The organism is Acinetobacter sp. HZNU-JH01, from assembly GCF_037996845.1.
Classification (GTDB): Bacteria; Pseudomonadota; Gammaproteobacteria; order Pseudomonadales; family Moraxellaceae; genus Acinetobacter; species Acinetobacter haemolyticus.
Genome location: NZ_JBBMZX010000001.1, coordinates 1490803 through 1505308 on the forward strand (window position 1 = coordinate 1490803; position 14506 = coordinate 1505308).

A 14506-nucleotide genomic window follows, 5' to 3' on the forward strand; every position below is an offset into this window, starting at 1 on the left:
TCTAAGTGCGCTTATCCCTGCGGATGAGCAGTCGTTTTTCTCATTAACGTTTGATTATCATATTGATGCGAGGTCAAGTGCGCTTGAAGTTGCGCCATAAAGTCCATCACAACTACAACTACAATCAGTAAAGATGTCCCACCCAAATGGAATGGAATACCAAACGAACTTTGTAGCACCATAGGCATTAAACACACTACGGTAATGTAGATAGCACCAATAAATGTCAAACGGTTAAGAATATGATCTAAATAACGAGCCGTTTGCTCACCTGGGCGGATACCAGGCACATATGCTCCGCTACGTTTCAAATTCTCTGAAACTTCTTTCGGGCTAAAAACAAGCGCCGTATAAAAATAACAGAAGAAGATAATTAACGCACCAAAGAGCATTAAATATAACGGCTGTCCAGGTGATAACACCAATGCCAGATCTTGCAGGCTACGCTTAACAAATCCTGCATTTGGATCAGCACTTCCTAACCATTGCCCCAAGCTCGCTGGAAATAATAACAGTGAGCTAGCGAAAATCGCTGGAATAACACCTGCCATATTAATTTTTAATGGCAAATGTGTTTGCTGTGCAGTAAATACACGACGGCCCTGTTGTTTTTGAGCATAATTTACTGGAATACGACGTTGTGCTTTTTCAATAAACACAATCGCGGCTAAGACAGCTAACGATAATAAACCGAATACCGCCAAACCAATTAAGCTACCTTGACCATTTTGTACAGACGTGAACGACTGAATTACAAGATTTGGCAAGCCAGCTACAATACCAGCAAAAATAATCATTGAGATACCGTTACCAACACCACGTTCGGTAATCTGTTCACCCAACCACATCAAAAACATTGTTCCTGCAACAAGCGAAGTCACTGCTGGAACATAGAATGCCAAGCCTGAAGTCAAAGTAATACCCTGACTAATCAGACCAGCACACATCCCTATACCCTGCACGAGTGCAAGAAATAGAGTGCCGTAACGCGTATATTGATTCAGTTTACGTTTGCCTTGCTCGCCTTCTTTTTTCAAAGCTTCTAACGAAGGAACCACGGTTGACATCAACTGCACGATAATCGATGCAGAGATGTATGGCATGATCCCTAACGCTAGAATTGACATGCGTTCTAATGCACCACCAGAAAACATATTAAATAAGCCCAAGAAGGTACCTTCATTGGCCTTAAAAAAGCTTGCTAGTGCCACACTATCAATGCCCGGCAACGGAATATGCGCTCCTAGTCGAAAGACCAATAACGCGCCAATTAAAAACATTAATCGACGAATAATTTCACGATATTTCACATGAAACGGTTGGCCTTTCATCATGTTTACATGACCAGAAGAACTAGGAGTCATAGACACTCGAGATTACTCCTCGACTTTACCGCCAGCAGCTTCAACAGCAGCTTTAGCACCTTTAGTCAACGCTACACCTTGTACAGTGAACGCGCGAGTGATTTCACCTGAAAGCACGATGCGAGCACGAACTTGGTCACGACGAACAACATTCGCAGCCTTCAAAGTTTCTAGTGAAACAACATCACCTTCAACTTTGTTTAGCTCAGACAAACGTACTTCAGCAGTTTTCAAAGCGATTTGGCTAGTGAAACCGAATTTTGGTAAACGACGATATAACGCAGTTTGACCGCCTTCAAAGCCTGGACGAGTACCACCACTTTTACGTGAATTTTGACCTTTGACACCACGGCCACCAGTCTTACCAACGCCAGAACCGATACCACGGCCTAAACGACGGTTTTCACGCTTTGCACCTTCAGCAGGTGCAAGCTCATTTAAACGCAGAGTCATGGCATTATTCCTCTACACTAACCATATAGTAAACTTTGTTGATCATGCCGCGGTTAGAAGGCGTATCTTGCACTTCTACAGTATGACCAATACGACGCAGACCTAAACCTTGTAAGCAAAGCTTGTGATTTTTCAAGCGATGTGAAGAAGACTTAGTCTGGGTAACTTTAATCGTTTTCATGATTGATTACCCTTGAATTTCTTCTACTGACTTACCACGTTTCGCAGCGACTTTCTCAGGAGAAGTCATATCACGCAAACCTTTAAAAGTCGCGTTTACTACGTTAGCAGCGTTAGTAGAACCATAACATTTAGCAAGTACGTTATGTACACCTGCAGCTTCAAGAACAGCACGCATCGCGCCACCAGCAATTACGCCAGTACCTTCTGAAGCAGGTTGCATGTATACACGGCTTGCGCCATGACGAGCATTCACAGGGTGTTGTAAAGTAGTCCCCGCAAGGTCTACAGTAATCATGTTGCGACGAGCAGCTTCAAGTGCTTTAGAAATAGCAGCTGGAACTTCACGTGCTTTACCACGACCAAAACCTACACGACCATTACCATCGCCCACAACAGTTAGTGCTGTGAAAGAGAAGATACGACCACCCTTTACTACCTTGGCTACACGATCAACGGCAACCAGCTTTTCAACGAGACCTTCGTTTTGTTCAACTTTCGCCATGATTAGAACTCCAAGCCGCCTTCACGAGCAGCATCAGCCAAGGCTTTGATACGACCATGATATTTAAAACCAGAACGGTCAAATGCAACTTTAGTAACGCCAGCTGCTTTAGCACGTTCTGCGATCAAAGCACCAACTTTCGTAGCCGCTTCAACATTACCAGTAGTACCACTACGTAAAGATGCATCTAAAGTTGAAGCTTGCGCTAAAACTTTGCCACCATCCGCTGAAATAACTTGCGCATAGATGTGACGCGGAGTGCGGTTTACACACAAACGAGTCGCACCCAATGCACGAATGTGCAAGCGTGTGCTTTTCGCACGACGCAAACGGGTTTGTTTCTTTTCGTTCATAAGAACCTCGCGCCTTATTTCTTCTTAGCTTCTTTACGAAGAATAACTTCATCCGAATAACGAACACCTTTACCTTTATATGGTTCAGGAGCACGGTATGCACGGATTTCCGCTGCCACTTGACCTAACAACTGCTTGTTTGCTGATTTCAAAATGATTTCAGTTGCAGTTGGAGTTTCCGCTGTTACACCTTCCGGTAAAGCGTAGTCAATCGGGTGTGAGTAACCAAGGTTAAGGTTTACAACAGTACCCTTAACCGCAGCTTTATAACCAACACCAACAAGCTGTAACTTACGTTCGAAGCCTTCGCTAACACCTTTTACAAGGTTGTTCAATACAGCGCGAGCAGTACCAGCCTGCATCCAAGCGTCTTTCGACTCTTTAGCCGGAGCAAGTTGAAGTTTACCTTCTTCCTGTTTTAGCTCGACCAGCGCATGCAGGTTGAAAGACAATGTACCTTTGCTGCCTTTCACTTCGACCTGCCGGCCGTTCTGAGTAACTGTTACACCATTCGGTACAGTTACTGGGGCTTTAGCCACACGAGACATGAGGAATCACCTATTAAGAAACAAAAGCAATAACTTCACCACCGATGCCCGCAGCACGTGCAGCGCGATCAGTCATGATGCCTTTGCTTGTAGAAACAATTGCAATACCTAAACCTTGCTTAACGCTAGGAATTTTATCTTTACCGCGGTATTGGCGAAGACCTGGACGGCTTACACGCTTAACGGTTTCGATAACTGGTTTGCCTTCGAAATATTTTAACGTAATAGTCAAAGTAGATTTGATCTCTTCTTGAGCCACTTCTACATTTGAAATATAACCTTCTTGTTGAAGTACATTTGCAATTGCAACTTTCAACTTAGAAGACGGCATAGAAACAGTTTGTTTCTTCGCCATTTGTGCGTTACGAACACGTGTTAACATGTCGGCAACGGTATCTTGCATACTCATTTAGTCGCTCCTTACCAGCTTGCCTTAACAACGCCCGGCACATCACCTTGCATTACTGTATCGCGTAATTTGTTACGGCTTAAACCGAACTTACGGAAGTAACCATGAGGACGACCAGTTAAACCACAACGGTTACGAAGACGTACTGGAGATGCGTTACGTGGCAATGCCTGTAACTTTAATGTCGCTTCGAAACGTTCTTCGTCACTCGCATTTACATTTGCAATCGTTGCTTTTAATTCAGCACGTTTTGCAGCGTATTTAGCAACTGTCTTTTCGCGTTTCAATTCGCGATTAATCATACCTTTCTTAGCCATATCGACCTCTTATTTGAACGGGAAGCCGAATGCACGCATAAGCGCACGGCCTTCGTCATCGCTACGAGCAGTGGTCGTAATCGTGATATCTAAACCACGGATACGATCAATTTTGTCAAAATCGATTTCAGGGAAAACGATTTGCTCTTTTAAACCCATAGAGTAGTTGCCGCGACCATCAAATGATTTCGCAGAGAAACCACGGAAGTCACGAATACGAGGGATTGCGATAGAGATCAAACGATCCAAGAATTCGTACATTTGGTCGCCGCGTAAAGTAACTTTACAACCGATCGGCCAACCGTCACGGATTTTGAAACCAGCGATTGATTTACGCGCAAGAGTCACAACTGGTTTTTGACCAGCAATGAGTTGCATATCAGCAACAGCACCATCTAATAATTTCTTATCAGTTGCAGCTGCGCCTACACCCATGTTAAGAGTGATTTTCGTGATGCGAGGAATATCCATCACGTTCTTAACGCCAAGTTCTTCTTGTAACTTCGCTTTAAGTTCGTCGTTGTAACGTGCTTTAAGTCTGGCCATTGCCTTTTCAACCTATTACTTCGCTACCGCCACTGATTCACCATTTGATTTGTAAACGCGAGTTTTCGCGCCATCAATCACTTGGTAACCAATACGGTCAGCCTTTTGGGTTGTAGCATTAAAAATTGCCACGTTTGAAATATGAAGCGTTGCCTCTTGAGTAACGATACCGCCTTCAGCGCCAGTTACACGGTTTGGCTTTTGATGCTTCTTCACTAAGTTAAGACCTTCGACCTTAACTCGATCTTCAGAAACAGACAAAACAACACCTTGTTTGCCTTTTTCTTTACCTGCGATCACAATTACTTGATCGCCTTTTTTAATCTTAGCCATGATTGCCTCTTATAGAACTTCAGGAGCCAATGAAATGATTTTCATGAACTGTTCAGTACGAAGTTCACGAGTCACTGGTCCGAAGATACGAGTAGCAATCGGAGCTTTGTTGTTATTCAAAATAACAGCTGCGTTATCGTCGAAACGAATAACTGAACCATCTGGACGACGGATGCCGAATTTTGTACGAACAACTACAGCATTCATCACGTCACCTTTTTTAACACGTGCGCGTGGGATTGCTTCTTTTACAGTAACTTTAATAATGTCGCCAACTGAAGCATAACGACGGTGTGAACCACCAAGTACTTTAATACATTGTACGCGGCGTGCACCACTGTTGTCTGCTACGTCGAGCATACTTTCGGTTTGAATCATTGCCCTACTCCAAAACCGAGCATCACCGGTCACAATTTCGAAAGGCTCAAAGAGTACTCGAAATTGTCCGATGATGCAACAAGAACGTCTAATTACTCAGCAGCTGCTTCAACGACTTCCACTAAAGTCCAAGCTTTAGTTTTAGAAATTGGGCGGCTTTCTTTGATGGTTACCAAGTCGCCAGTTTTAGCAACATTGTTCTCATCATGAGCGTGTAGTTTAGTTGAACGGCGGATTGATTTGCCATACAACGGGTGTTGAACACGGCGTTCAATAAGTACAACAATAGACTTGTCCATTTTGTCACTTACGACTTTGCCGGTTAACGTGCGGACTGTTTTTTCACTCATTGTCCGTTCCCCTGTTTTTCGGTAAGGAGTGTCTTGATACGAGCAATTGTCTTACGAGCAATTTGCACTTCATGCGATTTGCCTAATTGACCAGTTGCTTTCGCCATACGAAGACGGAATTGGTTAAGCTGTTGCTCATCAAGCAAAGCTTTCAACTCTTCTACCGATTTTTCACGTAGATCTTTAGTTTTCATTACATTACCGTCCGAGTCACGATAGTGGTTTTAAACGGAAGTTTAGCAGCAGCTAAAGCAAAAGCTTCACGCGCTAACTCATCGTTAACACCTTCAATTTCGTACAGGATCTTACCTGGTTGGATCTGACAAACCCAATATTCCACGCTACCTTTACCTTTACCCATACGAACTTCTAATGGTTTTTCGGTAATTGGCTTGTCCGGGAATACGCGGATGAAGATTTTACCACCACGCTTAATACGACGGCTGATGGTACGACGGCAAGCTTCAATCTGACGCGCAGTCATACGACCACGTTCAGTTGCTTTAATTGCAATCGAACCAAATGATACTGTACTACCACGATGCGCTAGACCAGTGTTACGGCCTTTGTGCACTTTACGGAATTTGGTACGTTTAGGTTGCAACATGGATTATTCTCCCTTGTCAGCAGCACGGTCACCGCGACGACCACGACGCTCTTGACCTTCACCACGTCCACGACCACGTTTAGCTGGACGCTCTTCAGCAGGAGCAGGGTTCATGACTTGTTTCATGCCACCTAAAATCTCGCCACGGAAAATCCAAACTTTAACACCGATCGTACCGTAAGTTGTTTCTGCACGCATAGTTGCATAGTCGATGTCAGCACGAAGTGTATGCAAAGGTACACGACCTTCACGATACCATTCAGTACGAGCAATCTCTGCACCACCTAAACGGCCAGAAACTTCAACTTTGATACCTTTCGCGCCAGCACGCATTGTGTTTTGTACCGCACGCTTCATAGCACGACGGAACATAACACGCTTTTCTAATTGTGAAGCAATTGCTTCAGCAACTAAACGAGCATCTAGGTCTGGGCGATCGATTTCGTTGATGCTAACTTGCGCTGGAACACCCATAATGTTGGTGAGTTCGCGCTGTAATTTTTCAATGTCTTCGCCTTTCTTACCGATTACGATACCTGGACGAGCAGTGCTAATTGTTACTTTAGCAGCACCAGTAGGACGTTCAATAAGAATATTGCTGATCATCGCATTCTTAAGTTTTTTAGTTAAAAACTCACGAACTTGAAGATCTTTAAGCAAGTATTCAGCGTATTGTTTCGGACTCGCATACCAGTTAGCGTTATGGCGTTTCACAACACCCAGGCGGATACCGATTGGATGAACCTTCTGACCCATATCAAACCCCTACCTTAACGGTGATGTGACAAGTACGCTTAGTAATACGATCTGCACGGCCTTTAGCACGTGGCATGATACGTTTAAGGCTCATGCCTTCATCAACGTAAATCGTAGTTACTTTAAGATCGTCAACATCTAAGCTGTTATTGTGTTCAGCATTCGCGATTGCAGATTCAAGTGCCTTTTTAACGAGCACAGCTGCTTTCTTGTTGCTGAAGTTTAAAATGTCTAGCGCGCGTGCAACCGATTTACCACGAATCAAATCAGCAACTAAACGTGCCTTCTGTGCCGAGATAGCGGCACCGCGTAATTTAGCAGTTACTTCCATCATAGCACCTATTAACGTTTAGACTTCTTATCAACACCGTGACCACGATAGGTACGAGTTGGCGCGAATTCACCTAGTTTATGACCAACCATGTGTTCAGTAACAATTACTGGAACGTGGTTACGACCATTGTGAACAGAAATTGTTAAACCAACAAAGTCTGGAAGGATCATTGAACGACGAGACCAAGTCTTGATCGGCTTACGGTTGTTTGCTGCAATAGCCGCTTCAACCTTAGCGAACAAGTGCGCGTCGACGAATGGACCTTTTTTTAATGAACGAGGCATTAGTCAGATTCCTTTACTTGACGCGACGGTCGCGAATAATCATCTTAGTCGTACGCTTATTGGTACGTGTCTTGTACCCTTTAGCTTTTTGACCCCATGGACTTACAGGTTGAATACCTTTACTACGTCCTTCACCACCACCGTGTGGATGGTCAACTGGGTTCATCGCCATACCACGAACGGTAGGACGAACACCGCGCCAGCGCGAAGCACCAGCTTTACCCAATGAACGAAGGTTGCTTTCTTGGTTAGAAACTTCACCAATTACAGCACGACATTCAACATGGACTTTACGCATTTCACCAGAACGTAAACGAACGATAGCGTAAGAACCATCACGACCTAACAACTGAACTGAAGTACCAGCAGAACGCGCTAATTGAGCACCTTTACCGATTTTAAGTTCAAGGTTATGAAGTGTAGAACCAATAGGCATGTTACGAAGTGGTAAGCAGTTACCTGGACGAATTGGAGCATCGTTACCAGATTGAACTTTATCACCCGCACGTAAACCTTTAGGAGCAATGATATAACGACGTTCACCGTCAGCATATTTCAATAAAGCAATATGAGCTGTACGGTTAGGATCGTACTCAATGCGCTCTACAGTCGCTGGAATACCATCTTTATTACGTTTAAAGTCAACAATACGATAGTGTTGTTTATGACCACCACCTACATGACGTGTAGTGATGTGACCATTGTTATTACGACCACCAGTACGTTTTTTAGCTTCTACCAACGGTGCATAAGGTGCGCCTTTGTGAAGATGGCTATGAACCACTTTCTCTACAAAGCGACGTCCTGGAGACGTTGGCTTACATTTTTGAATTGGCATAATTTTCGTCCTTATTCCGCTGCGTTTTCAGCGGTATCGCCCAAGTCAGCCATTTCTACATCTTGGCCAGCTTTCAGGGTGACGTATGCTTTTTTCACATCAGAACGACGTCCTAATGTTTTACCAAAGCGTTTTGTTTTACCTTTAGTGATCGTTGTATTAATTTTTACAACTTCAACACCAAAGAGCTGTTCAACTGCTTTTTTGATTTCAAGTTTGTTTGCATTTAATGCAACTTTGAACACTTGAACACCAGCAGTATCACCTAAAACTTGTGCTTTTTCTGAGAATACTGGTCCTAATAGGACTTGATAGATACGTTCGTTGTTCATCCGAGTTCTACCTCAATTTTCTTAGCAGCAGCTACAGACATTACAACTTTATCAAATGCGATCAAGCTAACAGGATCAATAGCAGTAGCATCAACCACATCAACGTGTGGAAGGTTGCGAGCTGCGAGATACAAGTTCTCATCTACAGCATCTGTAATGATCAATGCGCGAGTTGCATTCAAGTCGGTAAGTTTTGCAAGCAATTCTTTAGTTTTTGGAGCCGCAACAGCAAACTCTTCAACTAATACAAGGCGATCTTGGCGAACAAGTTCAGCTAAGATACATTGCATTGCACCGCGATACATCTTACGGTTTACTTTTTGAGACCAATCTTGTGGACGAGCAGCAAAAGTTTTACCACCACCAACCCAGATCGGGCTACGAATAGAACCCGCACGAGCGCGACCAGTACCTTTTTGACGGAATGGTTTTTTACCACCGCCAGAAACATCTGCACGTGATTTGTGAGCACGAGTACCTTGACGACCACCAGCTAAATAAGCTGTAACAACTTGGTGTACAAGAGCTTCGTTAAATTCACGTCCGAAAGCAACTTCAGACAATTCAACAGCAGAGCCGGAAACAGTTTTTAAATTCACAGTATTTCCCCTCAGGCCTTGATGGTAGGACGCACGATAACGTCGCCGCCAGTTGAACCAGGAATAGCACCTTTAACAACTAAAACAGAACGTTCAGCGTCAATAGATACAATTTCAAGACCTTGAACTGTTACGCGTTCATCACCTAAGTGACCAGCCATTTTCTTGCCTTTGAACACGCGACCAGGTGTTTGGTTTTGACCTGTAGAACCTAATACACGGTGAGATACAGAGTTACCATGAGTAGCATCTTGCGTACGGAAATTCCAACGCTTAACACCACCTTGGAAGCCCTTACCTTTTGATTGCCCAGTTACGTCAACAATTTGACCAACTGTGAACAAATCAACACCGATAGAACCACCAACTTCACGACCTTCAAGCTCAGCTTCAGTAACACGGAACTCTTTAACTAAACGACCAGCAGCAACACCCGCTTTAGCGAAGTGACCTTTCTGAGCGTTCGTTACGCGCGATTCGCGACGTTCACCAGTAGTTACTTGAATTGCTTGATAACCATCAGTTTCAAGTGTTTTGATTTGCGTAATGCGGTTTGGATCGACTTCGATAACTGTAACAGGTACAGATACACCAGCATCTGTAAAGACGCGAGTCATACCACATTTGCGACCGACTAAACCAATAGCCATGTGCATAAACCTCTAAAAAAGCGGCCTAATTAACTTAGAGTTAATTAACCGAAAGCCTTAACCCAAAGCGATCTGAACATCAACACCAGCAGCAAGATCTAACTTCATCAATGCATCAACAGTTTTATCTGTTGGTTGAACGATATCGATCAAACGTTTATAAGTGCGGATTTCATACTGATCACGAGCGTCTTTGTTGACGTGTGGTGAAGTAAGAACGTTGAAGCGTTCGATGCGAGTAGGCATCGGGATTGGACCACACACTTGTGCGCCAGTACGCTTAGCGGTTTCTACGATCTCTTGAGCAGATTGATCAATCAGACGATGATCAAAAGACTTCAAACGGATACGAATTCTCTGGTTAGACATACCAGTAAACTCCAAGCCAAATATATAAAGAATCACCCATGACGCACCTCACCTTTTTTGGTAAGTGTCAAGGGCAGTGAAAATCACTATGGTCGTGATCGATGCCACGACTGTAATGCGTTAACTACTTTCTTCGTAGAAAACGCCCTCCTTTTGAGGGTCGCCCATTATAGCGATTGTTTAAGTCTTATGCAATTCCTGTTTTTTATTTTTTATAGTTTTATCCTCTTTAAACACCTACAACATATTCTATCGCTCGATTCAACAACTGATTACCTTGTTCGAATCTACTTTTTAGTGTCCTTTTTAGCTCCGATATGGGTTGAACGTACTCGCCATCAAAAATTGCCATTTCTTCTTCATTTTCAATCAACAACTCCAATGCATGTGGTGTCATTTCTGGATGAAATTGAAAACCAAGCACATTGCGTCCAATTTGATACATTTGGTTTCGACAAACTTTATTTTCTGCCAAATGTACTGCCCCCTTTGGGATTTCAAAAGTTTCACTATGCCACTGTAAGATATTGATCCGCTCAGGAAATTGGAAGCATGTTTCTGGAATATGTGAAGCACGCCCAACATCCATCCAACCTAGTTCCTGATGAGGATTACGGCTTACTGCAGCACCTAAAGCATTTGCAATCAACTGCCCACCTAAGCATAAACCAATGGCGGGTTTTCCTGCTGCCAAATAGCGGCGTAACCAGCGTTTTTCCAGCCTCAACCATGGATAGTTCGCTTCATCATTTACACTCATGGTTCCCCCCATGATAATGAGCAAGTCCACCTCATCCACACGCGGCAACGCCTCTAGCTCAAGCGGTAAATCTACAGGCAAAGCAAAAAACTCAGTGGCTGTGATTTTTGCTTTATGTGCCTTTAGAAATTCATAACAACTTCCAAAACCCTCACCGGCGATGTGCTGAAAATAATGCACTCTTAAATGCGACTTCATGCGCTAAAACCTATTATCGTTAGAATGATAATAATTCTTAGCAAAAATAACGCCAGTTTTATTCCAAAGCATGATGCCCGTACCGATTCTGTACAAAAGCTGCAAATTACTGGCAGATAGATCACTTTTATCTTAACCTAGATCATCATATCGTTTTGATTTTGCCCCATGACTACACATAAAAATAGACAAACGCTTCTTATTCATGCACCACGCCAAGCCCCTCAATACATTGAAACCATACAACCTCCCCTATTTCGTGCATCCACCATCATTTTCCAGTCGACAGCGCACCTTTTTGATCGTCACTGGACCGATGCCTATGACTATAGTTATGGCACACATGGCACCCCCACAACATTCACTCTAGCCGATAATATTGCTCAGATTGAAGGGGGGCGATATTGCTTACTTGCACCGAGTGGTCTATCCGCGATTAATCTCGTGAATAGTGCAATATTAAGCAAGGAAGATGAAGTCTGGGTCGCTGATAATATTTATGGCCCTAATTTAGAACATTTAAGAAATCTGCAAGAACGCTACGGCATCATTGTTAGCATTTACAATCCAATTGATGCTGACAGTTTCCAACCGACAGACAAAACCAAGCTAATTTGGCTAGAAGCAGCAGGTTCAGTTACCTTAGAATTTCCCGATCTAAAAAATTTAGTTAAAAAAGCCCAACAAGCCAATGTACTGACTGCACTTGATAATACTTGGGGTGCGGGTCTTGCATTTAATGCTTTTGATTTTTCAGATGAACACCTTTCAATTGATATCACTGTTCATGCTTTAACCAAATATCCAAGTGGTGGTGGCGACATATTAATGGGTTCAGTGGTGACACGTGATCAAGCTTTACATCACAAATTGTTCCGTATGCATGCCATTCAAGGCATTTCTGTTTCAGGTGATGACACTGCTCAAATTCAACGTAGTTTGGCACACATGTCCTTTAGATATGACCAACAAGCACAAAATGCGCTTACTTTAATGAACTGGTTAAAGCAACAACCTCAATTCGCCCAAGTACTCCATCCAAGCCTTCCAGACTCTGCTGGCCATGCATTTTGGAAACAAATTTGCACCACAGGCAAAAGTGCAGGTCTTGTCAGTGTCATCTTTAAGCCTGAATATGATCTCGCTGCAGTTCGAAAATTTTGCGATCACTTACAACTATTCAAACTTGGATTTAGTTGGGGAGGTCCTGTGAGCCTAGTAATGCTATATGACTTAAAAACAATGCGTTCACTCAAGAATACACATTTACAACAAGGATTATTGGTTCGCTTCTGTATTGGACTAGAACATGCTGAGGATTTAATTCAAGATATTCAAAATGCATTAAAACAACTGGAATGAAATCAAGAATAGGTGAAGAATGAATACACCCATCGTTATTGCTAAAAAAACCACAGATACCACACAAGATATTGTTCTACATTCTAAATTTGCCAACAGACACGGATTGATTGCAGGTGCAACAGGAACAGGTAAAACCGTTACCTTAAAAGTATTGGCAGAAAGTTTTTCTCGCCTTGGTGTGCCTGTATTTCTTGCTGATGCTAAAGGTGATGTCTCGAGTCTCGCCAAGGCAGGTTCGAGCAATCCCAAATTTGAAGAACGCCTTAGTCTACTCAAAATCAGCGATATCCCTTTTGCAGCATCACCTGTCATTTTTTGGGATTTATTTGGTGAGCAAGGTCATCCTATTCGTACCACCATTTCTGAGATTGGACCCTTATTATTAGCCAGAATGCTCAATCTCAATGACACACAAGAAGGTGTGCTTTCAGCAGTTTTCCGAATCGCAGATGATCAAGGTTTATTATTAATTGATTTTAAAGATTTAAAATCGATGTTGAGCTATGTCAGTGAAAATGCTTCGGCACTCAAAGCTGAATATGGCAACCTCTCTCCCGCAAGTCTTGGTGCCATTCAACGCAATTTACTAGCACTAGGTGATCAAGGTGGCGAACAATTCTTTGGTGAACCGAGTCTCAACATTTTAGACTTTATTCAGACCGATACCAACGGTCACGGCTATATCAACATTTTAGCTGCGGATAAGCTTATGAATACACCAAAGTTATATGCCACTTTCTTACTTTGGATGTTATCAGAGTTATTTGAACAGCTTCCAGAAGTGGGTGATATGGACAAACCTAAATTGGTATTCTTCTTTGATGAAGCACACTTACTGTTTGATAATGCCAGCACAGCCTTGCAACAAAAGATTGAACAAGTGGTGCGCCTGATTCGCTCAAAAGGTGTCGGAATTTATTTCATTACTCAGAATCCACTGGATCTACCAGAGAGTGTACTTGGGCAATTAGGTAATCGCGTTCAACATGCTTTACGTGCATTCACGCCAAAAGATCAAAAAGCGGTCAAAACAGCAGCAGATACATTCCGTGCCAATCCAGAGTTTAAAGTTGATCAAGCGATTACCGAGCTTGCTGTAGGTGAAGCACTCGTGAGTTGCCTCGACGAGCAAGGAACACCACAAATTGTTGAGCGCGGCTGGGTGATGCCACCTTACTCATCCTTTAGCCCAATTACACCGGAAGAACGTCAAGTTATCATTGCACAGAGTATTGTTGCAGGTATTTACGATCAAGCCGTTGACCGAGACAGCGCGTATGAAATGCTACAAAAGAAAGTCTTGCAACTATCTCAACAAAAAGAAGCCGATGCCTTGGCAAAACAACAGGAAAAAGAACAAGACGCTTTAGCCAAACAACAAGCCAGAGAACAAGAACGTTTTGCACGTGAGCAACAACGAGCCGCTGAAAAAGCACAACGCGATCGAGAAAAACTCACACAAGACATTGTAGGGACTTTTGCGAAAAGTGCTGCACGTAGTCTAGGGGGAAGCTCAGGACAAAAGATTGTCAGAGGTTTACTTGGATCTTTATTTGGTAAATAACAACCACATCTGCTTATAAATTAAGGGATAATAAATTATCCCTTAATTTTTTTATGGCTTTTATCATAAGATGTATTGCAAATACATTTTATAAGATGTATTTTAAATATATCT

General features: G+C 43.0%; 24 protein-coding genes and 1 pseudogene. 2 read left to right on the forward strand and 23 right to left on the reverse strand.

The window, feature by feature from the left end; genetic code table 11:
- Nucleotides 1-11 precede the first annotated feature (11 nt).
- The 23 genes and pseudogenes from secY to AAC851_RS07210 form a co-directional block, all read right to left on the reverse strand.
- Nucleotides 12-1331: a preprotein translocase subunit SecY gene (gene secY, locus AAC851_RS07100; RefSeq protein ID WP_171055818.1), complete on the reverse strand. Its 1320-nt coding sequence runs from the start codon at nt 1329-1331 to the stop codon at nt 12-14.
- Nucleotides 1332-1376: 45 nt separating this feature from the next.
- Nucleotides 1377-1817 carry a 50S ribosomal protein L15 gene (gene rplO, locus AAC851_RS07105; protein ID WP_004641042.1) on the reverse strand — a complete coding sequence of 147 codons (441 nt, stop codon included), beginning with the start codon at nt 1815-1817 and terminating at the stop codon, nt 1377-1379.
- A 4-nt stretch (nt 1818-1821) separates the two neighbouring features.
- Complete coding sequence (gene rpmD / locus AAC851_RS07110) at nt 1822-1998, reverse strand: 50S ribosomal protein L30 (protein ID WP_000849088.1); 177 nt, start codon at nt 1996-1998, stop codon at nt 1822-1824.
- Nucleotides 1999-2004: 6 nt separating this feature from the next.
- The gene (rpsE, locus tag AAC851_RS07115) at nt 2005-2502 is read right to left on the reverse strand and encodes a 30S ribosomal protein S5 (RefSeq protein ID WP_001141025.1); all 498 of its coding nucleotides are present in this window, start codon (nt 2500-2502) and stop codon (nt 2005-2007) included.
- Between the two features lie 2 nt (nt 2503-2504).
- Nucleotides 2505-2855 (reverse strand): 50S ribosomal protein L18, encoded by a 351-nt coding sequence (rplR, locus tag AAC851_RS07120; RefSeq protein WP_004641044.1) that lies wholly within the window; start codon nt 2853-2855, stop codon nt 2505-2507.
- 14 nt (nt 2856-2869) lie between these two features.
- The gene (gene rplF / locus AAC851_RS07125) at nt 2870-3403 is read right to left on the reverse strand and encodes a 50S ribosomal protein L6 (RefSeq protein WP_004641046.1); all 534 of its coding nucleotides are present in this window, start codon (nt 3401-3403) and stop codon (nt 2870-2872) included.
- 13 nt (nt 3404-3416) lie between these two features.
- Nucleotides 3417-3812, reverse strand: a complete 396-nt coding sequence (gene rpsH, locus AAC851_RS07130; RefSeq protein ID WP_004641048.1) for a 30S ribosomal protein S8 — start codon at nt 3810-3812, stop codon at nt 3417-3419.
- A gap of 11 nt (nt 3813-3823) precedes the next feature.
- Entirely contained in the window at nt 3824-4129 is a 306-nt protein-coding gene (gene rpsN, locus AAC851_RS07135; protein ID WP_004641050.1) for a 30S ribosomal protein S14, read from the reverse strand.
- A 9-nt stretch (nt 4130-4138) separates the two neighbouring features.
- Nucleotides 4139-4675 (reverse strand): 50S ribosomal protein L5, encoded by a 537-nt coding sequence (rplE, locus tag AAC851_RS07140; protein ID WP_004641052.1) that lies wholly within the window; start codon nt 4673-4675, stop codon nt 4139-4141.
- Between the two features lie 15 nt (nt 4676-4690).
- Nucleotides 4691-5008, reverse strand: a complete 318-nt coding sequence (rplX, locus tag AAC851_RS07145; RefSeq protein ID WP_004641054.1) for a 50S ribosomal protein L24 — start codon at nt 5006-5008, stop codon at nt 4691-4693.
- A gap of 9 nt (nt 5009-5017) precedes the next feature.
- Nucleotides 5018-5386 (reverse strand): 50S ribosomal protein L14, encoded by a 369-nt coding sequence (gene rplN, locus AAC851_RS07150; RefSeq protein ID WP_004657680.1) that lies wholly within the window; start codon nt 5384-5386, stop codon nt 5018-5020.
- 92 nt (nt 5387-5478) lie between these two features.
- On the reverse strand, nt 5479-5736 hold the full coding sequence (gene rpsQ, locus AAC851_RS07155) for a 30S ribosomal protein S17 (RefSeq protein WP_004641057.1): 258 nt from the start codon (nt 5734-5736) through the stop codon (nt 5479-5481).
- Complete coding sequence (gene rpmC / locus AAC851_RS07160; RefSeq protein WP_000849927.1) at nt 5733-5930, reverse strand: 50S ribosomal protein L29; 198 nt, start codon at nt 5928-5930, stop codon at nt 5733-5735. The genes rpsQ and rpmC overlap by 4 nt, the downstream gene beginning before the upstream one ends.
- A complete protein-coding gene (gene rplP, locus AAC851_RS07165) occupies nt 5930-6343 on the reverse strand; it encodes a 50S ribosomal protein L16 (RefSeq protein WP_004641059.1) in 414 nt (137 codons plus the stop codon). The genes rpmC and rplP overlap by 1 nt, the downstream gene beginning before the upstream one ends.
- Nucleotides 6283-7099, reverse strand: a pseudogene (rpsC, locus tag AAC851_RS07170) (30S ribosomal protein S3). The gene rplP and the pseudogene rpsC overlap by 61 nt, the downstream one beginning before the upstream one ends.
- 1 nt (nt 7100) lies before the next feature.
- Nucleotides 7101-7430 carry a 50S ribosomal protein L22 gene (rplV, locus tag AAC851_RS07175; RefSeq protein ID WP_005086837.1) on the reverse strand — a complete coding sequence of 110 codons (330 nt, stop codon included), beginning with the start codon at nt 7428-7430 and terminating at the stop codon, nt 7101-7103.
- A gap of 11 nt (nt 7431-7441) precedes the next feature.
- On the reverse strand, nt 7442-7717 hold the full coding sequence (gene rpsS, locus AAC851_RS07180; protein ID WP_004641066.1) for a 30S ribosomal protein S19: 276 nt from the start codon (nt 7715-7717) through the stop codon (nt 7442-7444).
- A gap of 13 nt (nt 7718-7730) precedes the next feature.
- Complete coding sequence (rplB, locus tag AAC851_RS07185) at nt 7731-8555, reverse strand: 50S ribosomal protein L2 (protein ID WP_004641068.1); 825 nt, start codon at nt 8553-8555, stop codon at nt 7731-7733.
- Between the two features lie 11 nt (nt 8556-8566).
- Nucleotides 8567-8887 carry a 50S ribosomal protein L23 gene (rplW, locus tag AAC851_RS07190; protein WP_004641070.1) on the reverse strand — a complete coding sequence of 107 codons (321 nt, stop codon included), beginning with the start codon at nt 8885-8887 and terminating at the stop codon, nt 8567-8569.
- Nucleotides 8884-9486, reverse strand: a complete 603-nt coding sequence (gene rplD, locus AAC851_RS07195) for a 50S ribosomal protein L4 (protein WP_004641072.1) — start codon at nt 9484-9486, stop codon at nt 8884-8886. The genes rplW and rplD overlap by 4 nt, the downstream gene beginning before the upstream one ends.
- A gap of 11 nt (nt 9487-9497) precedes the next feature.
- Nucleotides 9498-10136, reverse strand: coding sequence for a 50S ribosomal protein L3 (gene rplC, locus AAC851_RS07200; RefSeq protein ID WP_005086841.1), 639 nt, complete (start codon nt 10134-10136; stop codon nt 9498-9500).
- A gap of 57 nt (nt 10137-10193) precedes the next feature.
- A complete protein-coding gene (gene rpsJ / locus AAC851_RS07205; RefSeq protein ID WP_000070912.1) occupies nt 10194-10505 on the reverse strand; it encodes a 30S ribosomal protein S10 in 312 nt (103 codons plus the stop codon).
- Nucleotides 10506-10734: 229 nt separating this feature from the next.
- Nucleotides 10735-11463 carry a type 1 glutamine amidotransferase gene (locus AAC851_RS07210; RefSeq protein ID WP_004641076.1) on the reverse strand — a complete coding sequence of 243 codons (729 nt, stop codon included), beginning with the start codon at nt 11461-11463 and terminating at the stop codon, nt 10735-10737.
- A gap of 168 nt (nt 11464-11631) precedes the next feature.
- On the opposite strand from AAC851_RS07210, the gene AAC851_RS07215 reads away from it, so the two are divergent.
- Nucleotides 11632-12825 (forward strand): PLP-dependent transferase, encoded by a 1194-nt coding sequence (locus tag AAC851_RS07215; RefSeq protein WP_017395327.1) that lies wholly within the window; start codon nt 11632-11634, stop codon nt 12823-12825.
- Between the two features lie 19 nt (nt 12826-12844).
- Complete coding sequence (locus AAC851_RS07220) at nt 12845-14392, forward strand: helicase HerA-like domain-containing protein (RefSeq protein ID WP_109441517.1); 1548 nt, start codon at nt 12845-12847, stop codon at nt 14390-14392.
- Nucleotides 14393-14506: the final 114 nt, after the last annotated feature.